Source organism: Pseudoalteromonas sp. SG41-1 (assembly GCF_014164575.1).
Classification (GTDB): domain Bacteria; phylum Pseudomonadota; class Gammaproteobacteria; order Enterobacterales; family Alteromonadaceae; genus Pseudoalteromonas; species Pseudoalteromonas rhizosphaerae.
Genome location: NZ_JACJFL010000030.1, coordinates 41,052 through 52,264, shown reverse-complemented (window position 1 = coordinate 52,264; position 11,213 = coordinate 41,052). Strand labels below are relative to the sequence as shown.

9 protein-coding genes are annotated in these 11,213 nt (G+C 42.1%); 3 read left to right on the top strand and 6 right to left on the bottom strand.

What is annotated here, in order from left to right:
- Positions 1-117: 117 nt before the first annotated feature.
- Positions 118-2,064, bottom strand: a complete 1,947-nt coding sequence (locus H5203_RS15415) for a S9 family peptidase (RefSeq protein WP_145242372.1) — start codon at positions 2,062-2,064, stop codon at positions 118-120.
- Between the two features lie 191 nt (positions 2,065-2,255).
- Between H5203_RS15415 and H5203_RS15410 the strand changes: the two genes are divergently transcribed.
- Both H5203_RS15410 and H5203_RS15405 read left to right on the top strand, forming a co-directional pair.
- Positions 2,256-2,846, top strand: coding sequence for an ATP-binding cassette domain-containing protein (locus tag H5203_RS15410; protein ID WP_182732242.1), 591 nt, complete (start codon positions 2,256-2,258; stop codon positions 2,844-2,846).
- The gene (locus tag H5203_RS15405; protein WP_182819937.1) at positions 2,843-3,958 is read left to right on the top strand and encodes a DUF6136 family protein; all 1,116 of its coding nucleotides are present in this window, start codon (positions 2,843-2,845) and stop codon (positions 3,956-3,958) included. The genes H5203_RS15410 and H5203_RS15405 overlap by 4 nt, the downstream gene beginning before the upstream one ends.
- 4 nt (positions 3,959-3,962) lie before the next feature.
- On the opposite strand, the gene fadE is transcribed toward H5203_RS15405, so the two are convergent.
- The gene (gene fadE / locus H5203_RS15400; RefSeq protein WP_182819936.1) at positions 3,963-6,419 is read right to left on the bottom strand and encodes an acyl-CoA dehydrogenase FadE; all 2,457 of its coding nucleotides are present in this window, start codon (positions 6,417-6,419) and stop codon (positions 3,963-3,965) included.
- A gap of 299 nt (positions 6,420-6,718) precedes the next feature.
- Between fadE and H5203_RS15395 the strand changes: the two genes are divergently transcribed.
- Complete coding sequence (locus H5203_RS15395; RefSeq protein ID WP_149982940.1) at positions 6,719-7,483, top strand: class II glutamine amidotransferase; 765 nt, start codon at positions 6,719-6,721, stop codon at positions 7,481-7,483.
- Positions 7,484-7,586: 103 nt separating this feature from the next.
- Here the strand turns inward: H5203_RS15395 and H5203_RS15390 are convergent, their stop codons facing one another.
- The 4 genes from H5203_RS15390 to cmoB all read right to left on the bottom strand — a co-directional run bounded on the left by H5203_RS15390 (position 7,587) and on the right by cmoB (position 11,206).
- Positions 7,587-8,384: a DUF3108 domain-containing protein gene (locus H5203_RS15390; RefSeq protein ID WP_392352532.1), complete on the bottom strand. Its 798-nt coding sequence runs from the start codon at positions 8,382-8,384 to the stop codon at positions 7,587-7,589.
- Positions 8,338-8,985, bottom strand: a complete 648-nt coding sequence (gene purN / locus H5203_RS15385; RefSeq protein ID WP_145242362.1) for a phosphoribosylglycinamide formyltransferase — start codon at positions 8,983-8,985, stop codon at positions 8,338-8,340. Before purN ends, H5203_RS15390 begins: the two co-directional genes overlap by 47 nt.
- Entirely contained in the window at positions 8,985-10,037 is a 1,053-nt protein-coding gene (gene purM / locus H5203_RS15380) for a phosphoribosylformylglycinamidine cyclo-ligase (RefSeq protein ID WP_145242360.1), read from the bottom strand. Before purM ends, purN begins: the two co-directional genes overlap by 1 nt.
- Positions 10,038-10,237: 200 nt before the next feature.
- Positions 10,238-11,206: a tRNA 5-methoxyuridine(34)/uridine 5-oxyacetic acid(34) synthase CmoB gene (cmoB, locus tag H5203_RS15375; RefSeq protein WP_182717957.1), complete on the bottom strand. Its 969-nt coding sequence runs from the start codon at positions 11,204-11,206 to the stop codon at positions 10,238-10,240.
- Between the last annotated feature and the right edge of the window lie 7 nt (positions 11,207-11,213).

Sequence of the window (11,213 nt, the reverse complement as noted above, 5' to 3'; positions counted from 1 at the left end):
GCTATCAGCTATCAGCTATCAGCTATCTTATCTGAACTTGACAAAGAACATAATAAAACCTGCAATCTTGATCAGAATTACAGGCTTATAATTAAACTTCTAGTCAGCTTTAATATATTAGCCTTGTGGGCCAAAGCGTTCTTTTAAGTAGGTATCTAAAAAGTTTAGATACGCGTTGGAGGCACTGATACGGTTTTCTTTTTTGCTAAAACCATGACCTTCATCGTCAAATAATACATATTCGACCGGTACGCCATTGGCTTTCACTGCGGCAACTAACTCATCACTTTCTATCTGTAATACGCGCGGATCGTTGGCGCCTTGAATAACCATTAATGGTTTGGTGATATTCTTAGCATGGAATAGCGGTGAGATTGCACGATGACGCTCGCCGTCCGTTGCAGGGTCGCCCATTTCATCGTACAACGCTTTTTTAAAGCTTTCCCACCACGGTGGAATTGAGTTGAGCGTTCTTACCCAGTTGGTGACACCAAAAATATTAATGCCCACTTTGAATTCTTCAGGCTCAAAAGCAAGCGCTGCTGCGGTCATGAAGCCACCGTAGCTGCCACCTATGATACCTATTTTTTCTGCATCGACCCAATCTAAACTTTGTAAGTGTTTTTTACCGTAAACAATGTCTTGTAAGTCGTCGGTGCCGTGTTTTTTATCATCTAAATGAAAAAAGGTTTTACCATAGCCTGAACTGCCACGGTTATTAACCGCAAAAATAGCATAGCCATGATTGACTAAATGTTGTTGCATTGCACTGTAACCAGTGCGGCTTTGGCCACCTGGGCCACCGTGCACCCAAATTAGCGCTGGCACTTTATTATTGCTACTGGCTTGCTTGGGTTTATAAAGTACGCCGGGTATCTCTAAACCGTCAAAGCTTTTAAAGCGCACTATGGTACTTTCAACTAAATCATTTTGATCTATCTCTTTGCTTAAAGTATTACTTAATTGCTGTGCCTTATCACTACCCACTTGCCAGACAAACAGGTTACTTGGCGAGGTATCTGAATTTAAGTAAAACGCCATGCTTTTTTCATCTGCAGAAAAGTTAACACCACGTAAGTTACCTGCGGGTAACTGAGGCATCGCAATCTCTTTGTCTGACTGGGTATCAATCACCGTGACTTTAGTGCTGGCATCGGCATTGACACCGCTGACTTGATAACGCCCTGATTTAGAAAAATAAATGAAGCTGACATCCCAATTATCTTTTAATACAGGGCTATGCTCCTCTGAGGCCAACTCATAACGCCACACTTGTGAAAACTCGCCTTTAGCATCCGTTGAGTAGTATAAGTATTTACTATCAACAGAGAAGGTTTCAGGCGTGTATTGAGCTGGTGTATTGTGTTTTGAAATTAGCTGTGGTTTGAGGGTCTTTTTATAGGTATCGAGAATAAATGTGTCGCTGTCTTTATTGGTGTTATTTTTAGATAGTGCGATATAGCGGCCATCGGGGCTGATTGCTCCGACATCTAAACCAAGCGTATTTTGATAAACAGGGGTGATTTTATAGGTTTTACTATCAACGCGGTATAAGTCCATAAATTTAGCATCGCGCTGGTTACTAGTAATAAAAAACTCGCTGCTATCTTCTGTAAATCCTGCAAAGCTTGCGCGGGTTTCATCGCCGGGGGTTAAATCTGTTATTGACCCGTCAAGTTCACGGACGTAGACGTGAAAGCGCTCATTGCCGCCAGAATCTTTGGTAAAGAGGACCCTTTCATCATTTGGGAAGTAACGGACAGGGTAGGTGCTATCCTGAAAATTGGTTAAGCGGGTTTTGTTGCCTGTTTTTGCATCTACTTCATACAAGCTGTAAATACCACTTTCATCAGAGCTTACCAGTACTTTATCGCCATTGGGTGAAAAGCTACTGCCCATAATTGCGGTCGTATCAAAGAAGGTTTTAGCATTATAGGTGCTAACTTGCTGAGTTTGCTGCGACTGTACTGTGGTGACGGCTGTTGTTGAGGTTGATTGGCTACAACCGCTCAAGGCAATACTGATTGCACAGGCGAGTGCGGCAAATTGCAATTTTTTGTTCATAGTACATTCCTTGGTTTATTGTTATCTAAGCATATTTTTACCGGTTTTAGTGTTGCCCTAACCCTATTTTAACGCAAGTTTTTAGCTGATTTTAACTGCAACAAAGTGTTACAAAGCCTGTATCGTTAAAAATACAGCCTACGTTATAATACTCACTCATATAAAAGGCTCTCTCATATAAAAGGAAAGTGATGATTGAAGTTAGTGGTTTACACAAGCAATTTGCCCAAAACATCCTATATAAAGATTATCGCATCAGCTTTACAGCACCGAGAGTATGTATTGAAGCGCCGAACGGTCAAGGTAAAACCACGCTGCTAATGATGCTTGCTGGACTTGAGCAACCACAAAGTGGACAGATATTATTTGCAGGCAAGGTGTTGTCTGAGCCTTATAAACAGGTAGCAATTGCCAGTGATCGCATCGCGCTGCCTGAGTTTTTAACCGCGAAACAAATTATCAATTTAACGGTTAGCAGTTTAGGCTGCGATTGGCCGACAGCGCTTATCAGCGGCTTTAATTTTTCAGATTTTTTAGCGACTCGTTTTGATGCGTTGTCATCGGGTAATCAAAAAAAGTGCCAATTAATTTTAGCGTTAATGCGCGGTGCGCCGTATTTGTTACTAGATGAGCCCAGTGCGGCACTTGATCAAGCCAGCATTATATATTTACTTGGTTTACTAGATAATTATTTAGCAGATAAAGCGCATGGGCAAATCATTATCACTTGCCATGAGCCGGCGCCGTTTATCGAGCATGGCTTTGAGTGTGTCCCCTTATGAGCAAGCTAGGTATTAAGCTTGAGATTGCACAATATCGCTCATTTATGCAGTATCGTTATCAGGCCTATAAAATTGAGCTGGCACAACTACTACAGCAACTTAAAAACTTCGGCTTATTATTTTTAGTGGTACTTGGCTCAGCCATGCTTGGAATGATTTTGCTGTTATTTTTAGGTCTGGGCAAAATCATCGACAGCATAGATGAGCCGCAATATGGCGCTCAAATGGCGTGGCTGTATCTATTACTGCAAAGCGTGATGCTCAGTGCAATGAAATCAGCCATTCAAAATAGTCAGCAGCGGCTCTTTCAACGCACTATTGTAAGGTCAAACTGGCTTAAGTTAATGGATATAAAACTATTGCTTTTAAGCAATGGCTGGTTGCTAGCAAGTGCTGTAATTGCGCTGGATTTAAACTATTCACAGTGGCTACGAGCACCCCATTTTGTGCTGTTTATGTTACTGCAGTTTAGCCTCGGTGTACTGTGTTTGTACAAGCCAAGAGCATTAATATATGGCTTAGTATTTACTGCTATTTTAGTCTTGCTACCGATTAATATAGCGCCGTTAGCCTATCACTGTGGCTTTATTATATTATTTGCGCTGAGCATGTTGTTGCCAGCATTTTCGCTGAGCGACCAGTTACCGATCAATGCATTATCTACTTTTTGGCTGAGCTTTTTTATGCAACATAGCAGGGTACTAGTATGGCGAGTGGCTTTATTGTTGTGTGTATTTATGGCAATCACTACTTTGCTCAATGAGCGTGCTGATTTAGAGGCTATATTTAACGTGATAGCCGCAGCTTTTATGGTGTTGTTTACCAGCTCACTGCAATTTGATTGTGGTAAGTTACATGATAAGTATCAGTTGTTTTTTCAAGCAAATTATCAACAACGGGTGTTTTTTATCAGCCAATTTATGCCAAGTTGCTTGTTCTTTTTGATAACACTGAGCAGCTATCTGCTGTTTGTTGAACAAATAGAATGGTTATTACTGAGCCTGAGTGTTGGTTGGTGTATATTACAATTATATATAGCACAAAAAAAACCAGCGCATTTTGCGCTGGTTTGGATGATTACAACAGGCGGGCTGTTGGCTGTGTTAACTTAATATGTTAAGCAGCATTCACCTTTTTTGCCGTGTTATTACGTGCGGCTTTGCCTGCTAATAAATCTGCAGGGTCAAAGTCGTCAACGTTAATAACATCTAAACGTGCTTTTTCAACGCTTGCCAGCTGATCAGCCTCTGCTTGCGTTAAAATACCCGCTTCAAGTCCCATCTGAGCAACTTTATCAAGCTGGAAGAAAGGCAGTTTAACGCCTTTTTCACGACATACCTTATCAAATAAAGGTTCAACAGCTAGCACGTCTTTAAGCGTTTGCTCTTGACGACCAACTAAGTTAAGTGGTTCATTTGTTAAGTATACGTAGCTTGCTAAACGGTTACGTGTTTCGCTAGGTACTTGTAAAATTTGTGCTAATTTATGCTCAAGTTTATCAGTCGGTTTACGAACTGGACGACCGAACGGGAACAACATCAACTTAAGTGCTGCACGAAGCGGAGCTGATGGCATATTGTTAATTAAATCAGCAAGTGCACGTTGACAGTGGTAAAGGTGATCTTGACAGCTCCATTGTACAAGCGGTAAATCTTCTTTTTTACGGCCTTCATCGTTATAACGTTTCAGCGTTGCAGACACTAAATAAAGGTAACTAAGCAAATCACCTAAACGAGCGGAAATACGCTCTTTACGTTTTAGTGAGCCACCAAATACAGCCATGCTAATGTCAGACATCAATGCAAGTGACGCGCTAAAGCGTGACGCAGTACGGTAAAACTCAGCTGTTTCGTCTTTAAATGGTGTAGTTGCAAAACGGGCTCCGGTAAAGCTCATCCACTTAGTACGTACAAGGTTAGACATAGTAAAGCCGATGTGGCCCATTAACGCTTTATCAAATACCGCTAGCGCTTCTTCACGATCTTCGATTGCGCAGGCACCCAATTCAGTCAGTACAAATGGATGGCAGCGAATGGCACCTTGACCGTAAATAATCATATTACGGGTCAAGATATTTGCACCTTCAACAGTGATGGCAATTGGTGCACCTTGATAGCCACGACCTAAATAGTTATTTGGCCCAAGCATAATACCTTTACCGCCGTGAACATCCATTGCATGGTTGGTTGAATCACGCATTTGCTCGGTTAAATGGTATTTAATGATTGCCGAAACAACCGATGGCTTTTCGCCTAAATCAACCGCACCAGTTGACATGCTAACAGCCGCATCTGAGCTGTACGCATAACCTGCTAGTTTTGCTAGCGACTCTTCAACACCTTCCATTTGGCCAATAGGTAAACGGAATTGACGACGAATACGGCTGTATGCACCACTTGCAAGTGCAATTGTTTTAATACCACCCGTTGAGTTTGACGGCAATGTAATAGCACGACCAACCGATAAACATTCAACCAGCATGCGCCAGCCTTGGCCGGCCATTTCTGGTCCACCAATAATGTAATCAAGCGGTACGAAAATGTCTTTACCACGAGTAGGACCATTCTGAAATGGTACATTTAGCGGGAAATGACGACGACCAATTTCAACACCTGGCATGTCTGTAGGAATAAGTGCACAAGTAATACCTGGCTCTTTAACATCGCTTAGTAGACCATCTGGGTCTTGTAGTTTAAACGCCAGACCTAATACTGTCGCAACAGGCGCTAGCGTAATATAACGTTTGTTCCATGTTAGGCTAAGACCAATGACTTCTTCGCCTTCCCACATACCTTTACATACCACACCATAATCTGGAATGGCGCTGGCATCAGAGCCTGCTTCTGGTGAAGTTAAGGCAAAGCATGGGATCTCTTGACCACTAGCAAGGCGAGGTAAGTAATGATCTTTTTGTTCTTTAGTACCATAGTGCTGTAACAATTCGCCCGGACCTAATGAATTAGGAACGCCTACAATTGATGAAAGCAGCGTAGATTTACTGGTTAACTTTTGCAGTACACACGATTGTGCAAAGGCAGAAAATTGCAGGCCGCCATATTCTTTTTTAATGATCATGGCAAAGAATTTATTATCTTTTAGGTATTGCCAAACATCTTGTGGTAAATCGGTTAACTCATGAGTTGCTTCCCAGTCGTCCAACATACTACATACCACCTCAACTGGACCATCGATAAAGGCTTGCTCTTCGATTGTCAATTTAGGCATTGGGTATTGGTGTAATTTGTTCCAATCAGGACGGCCGCAAAAAAGATCGGCTTCCCACCATGTTGTACCCGCATCAATGGCTGATTTTTCAGTTTCAGACATAGTTGGAGTAACTTTTTTAAACATGGCAAAAATAGGTTTAATAATATATTGCTGACGAATGCCAGTAACAGACAATGGCACTGCAATGATCAAGAAGATCAACCAGCTAATTGCGCCAAATGCACCTGCAAAGGTACCAATGACAAGTGTTGCGATGGAAACGCCAAGGGCAGTATTCCAGCTCGCTCTGTGGTAACTCGCGATGCTGAGCAGCACGATTAAACCAAGTGTAAATATGAGTGTCATGTATTCAATCCTTAATAGAGGTCAGACCACCTTTAGTTAGAGTAGCGCTAGAGTGAATAATTATCAAGTAGCTTAGTGAAAATATCAGTGACTGTTATTTTGTAATCTGTGCACATCAGCATACGGATAAATGTGTGATTCGTCAGTATGATTTATTTGAGAAAAAATTAAGCTGTTTTCTTGCTTGCCTTGCCCTTGCTTATGTTTAACAATGCCGCTAAGGCCTAAGTTACGGGTTTACGCTTTTTAAAAAGCAGTATTTTAAAAGTATAAAAATTTTTGAAAGGTTAATTTATTTTATGTGTGAGTTGCTTGGCATGTCGGCGAATGTGCCTACAGATATTTGTTTTAGTTTTTCAGGGCTGTTAGAGCGCGGTGGTAACACAGGTCCGCATAAAGATGGCTGGGGCATTACTTTTTATGAAGGGAAGGGGTGTCGTACTTTTAAAGATCCTGAGCCTAGCTGTCAGTCTGAAATTGCCAAGTTAGTAAAGGCCTATCCCATTAAAAGTGTCTCGGTGATTAGCCATATTCGCCAAGGTAATCGTGGCCGTGTCTGTCTTGAAAATACGCATCCTTTTACCCGTGAGTTGTGGGGCCGGGAGCTGACCTACGCGCATAATGGTCAGCTTTCGAATTATCATGATTTAAAACCTGAATATTATCGGCCAGTGGGTAATACCGACAGTGAACTGGCGTTTTGTTGGTTACTCGATCAAATTCGTGAAAAATACCCTAAACGTCCAGCTAATATGGCGTCAGTGTTTCGTTATGCGGCAAAGCTTGCACACACTTTACGTGAAAAAGGTGTGTTTAATATGTTGCTGACTGATGGTGTGTATGTGTTAGCGTATTGTACTAATAATTTGCATTGGATCACCCGCCGTGCGCCGTTCGGTAAGGCTACGTTAATTGATGCAGATATGGTGGTAGATTTTCAACAAGAAACTACGCCAAATGATGTCGTAACGGTGATCGCTACTCGGCCACTGACCAACGATGAGCGTTGGCAAAAAATGGAACCAGGTGAATTTGCGTTGTTTAAAATGGGTGAGTTAATTTAGCCGTCAGTTTTAACGTTTGAACTTAATTAATGTGGTTATAAGCTGAAAAGCCCAAGTTATGATCGTCACACTTGAGCCTTTCGTCTTGCATCTTGAAAGCAATTTATTCTGGTGTTATTTCGTTTTTAACTTCTTCAGGTAATGTAACTGGGCTGGTTACCGTGAACGAGTTAAGTTGCACTTCAAATTGTTCTACGCCTTTTTCGCCTTTCCACATCCTGACTAGCATGTAATCCATTTCAGGGGCGAACCATGCAAGCGCTTGGCGTTTATCATTATCATATAAGCGTTTTACTTTGATCGCTTCGATATTACCGATTGGTAGGGAAATAGTCTCTTTACCAACGACCTCAAAGTTATACTCACGGCAGTTGCCTTTTTTATCAACTAACGGATACGAAAAGCTGGTTTTACCCATTTTTAATTCTTCGCGCACTTGTACTTGGTATGAAATTGAGTCTTGAAATTGCTCAGACCACTCACACTCAATAGGGTATTTACTTTCACTGCTGTTTACGAGTTTTTTAGTGTGGTCAAATTGCAGTGTATATTCTTTATCCGGGCCTGTGCCTGTGCGGATCATGCTATAACTTTCAGGCGTGATTTTTTTGTCGCTGAAAGTAAAATTTGATGTTTCTTTGCGTGAATCTGAGAATATCATCCACTCAATGTCACTGTGGTAGCTAACTTGGTAACTGTTATCTGCTAGTTTTTTTAATGTGCGGACGCCTTGACCATGGTTTTCGCCTTTGCGTAAAATATCATAGTTAGCTTCAAATTGAGTAAGTTCACCAGCAATTAAACTAGTAGGAAGTAATAAAGTGCCCGCACACAATAGCAAGGCACTTAGTTTTTTATTCTGGGTAGTGCGCGCCGTGTGCAGGAAGTTGTTTTTTGTCAAGAACTGCATAATCTGCTTCCATAGTAAGTCGTTGTTCACTGAACCACTTGACCACCAAAGGGTAAATTATATGCTCTTGTGCATGCACGCGTTTTGCTAATGTGTCAGCAGTATCATCTGCCAGCACGGGTACTTTGGCTTGAAGAATGACAGGACCACCGTCTAACTCTTCAGTAACAAAGTGCACACTTACGCCATGAATGTCATCTTTTGCATCAATTGCTCTTTGGTGGGTATTCAGCCCCTGGTACTTAGGCAACAAAGAAGGATGAATGTTCAACATTTTTCCTTTAAATTTTTGCACTAAGTTAGGAGTAAGAATACGCATAAACCCAGCTAATACAACTAGATTTGGTGCAAAAGAATCAATAACGTTCATTAATTGCGCATCGTAGGCTTCGCGCGAGTCAAAATCTTTATGGCTGAGCACTGCTGTTGCAATGCCCGCTTGCTTTGCTCGCTCAAGGCCATAAGCGTCTGCTTTATTACTAATAACAGCCGCTATGTTTGCATTTATCTCGCCGTTATTACAGGCGTCAATGATGGCTTGTAAATTAGAGCCACTACCTGAAATTAAGACTACTAGACGAGCAGGGGCCATTAATCACGGCCGCCTAGGATTTCTACTTGCTCTTCGCCAGCTTTAGCATCATGGATCTCACCAAGGTGCCAAGCATTTTCGCCAAGCTCTTTTAAGATGCTTAAGCTTTGCTCAAGTTTGTCAGCAGGCACAACCAATACCATACCTACACCACAGTTAAATGTGCGGTACATTTCGTGGGTGGTGATGTTACCGTTTTCTTGTAACCAATTGAAAATACCAGGCCACTGCCAGCTATCACCTTTAACAACTGCTTTTGCAGACTCTGGTAATACGCGTGGGATATTTTCCCAAAAGCCGCCGCCAGTAATATGCGAAAGAGCATGAACATCTACCTGCTTGAACAGCTCAAGTAATGGTTTAACGTAAATACGTGTTGGTTCAAGCAGAGTTTCGCCTAATGTTTTACCTTCAAATTCAGCACTTGTATCAGCATTTGATACTTCAAGTACTTTACGAATTAATGAGAAGCCATTTGAATGCGGGCCGCTTGATGCAAGCGCGATCAGTTGATCACCAGCAGCTACTTTTGTGCCATCGATGATATTTGCTTTTTCAACTACGCCAGTACAAAAACCAGCCATGTCGTAATCTTCGCCTTCGTACATACCTGGCATTTCAGCAGTTTCGCCACCAATTAATGCACAGCCAGAGATCTCACAGCCTTTACCAATGCCTGTTACTACGTCTGCGGCAGTATCAACATCAAGTTTGCCTGTTGCATAATAATCTAGGAAAAATAATGGCTCAGCACCTTGAACGATAAGGTCATTTACACACATAGCAACTAAATCGATACCTACAGTATCGTGTTTTTTAAGGTCGATAGCTAAGCGTAACTTAGTACCAACACCATCAGTGCCTGCAACAAGTACTGGTTGCTTATAACCAGCTGGGATTTCGCAAAGTGCGCCAAAGCCACCAATTCCGCCCATAACTTCAGGACGACGGGTTTTTTTAACTACGCCTTTAATACGCTCAACAAGTGCGTTACCGGCATCGATATCTACGCCCGCGTCTTTATAACTTAGAGACTGTTTTTGTTCGCTCACAGGATTTCCTCAAAAAAGTTGCATGGTTTTGCATGTGTATGCTTAGAAACGCGCGTATTTTACAACAATTGCAAGGGCGCGGCTAGTTCAAATATGAGTTTACTATTATTGACAAGGACACTTGTCCGTATAATGACACAATAGATTTAGGTAGCAGGTGCTAGGTAGTTCCTAGCACCTAAAACCGAGTTCCTTTAGTATTAAGCCTTTGCAGTCAAAATTGCACGCAACGGCGCTGGGTAACCTTCAATGGTTTTACTAGTATCGTTTGGATCTAAAAAGTCGATCAGGGACTCGTTTTCCATCCAATCTGATTTACGTTGTTCTTCAAGCGTTGTAATAGCGCAGTCTTTCACTTGCACATCTTTAAAACCAACACGTTCCATCCAGAGTTTTAGCGCTGCCGTGCTCGGAATAAACCACACGTTACGCATCTTCGCATAGCGGTCAGTGGGCACGAGTACTGTGTTTTCATCGCCTTCAATGACTAAGGTTTCAAGCACTAATTCACCACCTGGGCGAAGCTGCGCTTTTAATTGTGCTAAAAAGTCGATAGGGGAACGACGATGATAAAGCACACCCATCGAAAACACCGTATCAAAGGCTTTTAACTCAGGCAGGGCTTCAACACCTAGCGGTAATAAATGCACGTTTTCATCTGGGTTAAAGTGTTTGATGGCTTGAAACTGACATAAAAATAAATCAGACGGATCAATGCCAACCACAAACTCAGCGCCTTCACCGCGCATCCGCCATAAGTGATAGCCAGAGCCACAGCCGATGTCTAAAACCGTGCGGCCTTTTAGCGGCTCAATGTGCGGTAATAAACGGTCCCACTTCCAATCGCTGCGCCATTCAGTATCAATTTCAATACCGTGTAGGCTGAAAGGGCCTTTACGCCATGGCATCATTCGTTTTAATAAGTGTGTAACTTGTTTTTGTTCGCCGTCGGTCATTTCGCCTGGGGCACCAATTTCAACTTTGTCGATAATATTGACGTGTTTGGTCGCCACTTCAGGCAAGTTTTTTAACACTTTCTGCCATTTTGGTAAATCACCGTGACTTGCCTCTAATTGCCAGTGTTTTAATTGGCTAGGTAGCGTTTCCAGCCAGTGACTTAGCGGGCTTTGTGCGATTGCGGCGTAAAATTGGTTAAACCATTGAGACATTGAATTA

Excerpts from the sequence above, each read along its gene's own strand:
- H5203_RS15395 (WP_149982940.1), top strand. The coding sequence starts at position 6,719 with ATGTGTGAGTTGCTTGGCATGTCGGCGAATGTGCCTACAGATATTTGT.
- cmoB (WP_182717957.1), bottom strand. The coding sequence starts at position 11,206 with ATGTCTCAATGGTTTAACCAATTTTACGCCGCAATCGCACAAAGCCCG.
- H5203_RS15415 (WP_145242372.1), bottom strand. The coding sequence starts at position 2,064 with ATGAACAAAAAATTGCAATTTGCCGCACTCGCCTGTGCAATCAGTATT.
- fadE (WP_182819936.1), bottom strand. The coding sequence starts at position 6,419 with ATGACACTCATATTTACACTTGGTTTAATCGTGCTGCTCAGCATCGCG.
- H5203_RS15410 (WP_182732242.1), top strand. The coding sequence starts at position 2,256 with ATGATTGAAGTTAGTGGTTTACACAAGCAATTTGCCCAAAACATCCTA.
- H5203_RS15405 (WP_182819937.1), top strand. The coding sequence starts at position 2,843 with ATGAGCAAGCTAGGTATTAAGCTTGAGATTGCACAATATCGCTCATTT.
- purN (WP_145242362.1), bottom strand. The coding sequence starts at position 8,985 with ATGGCCCCTGCTCGTCTAGTAGTCTTAATTTCAGGTAGTGGCTCTAAT.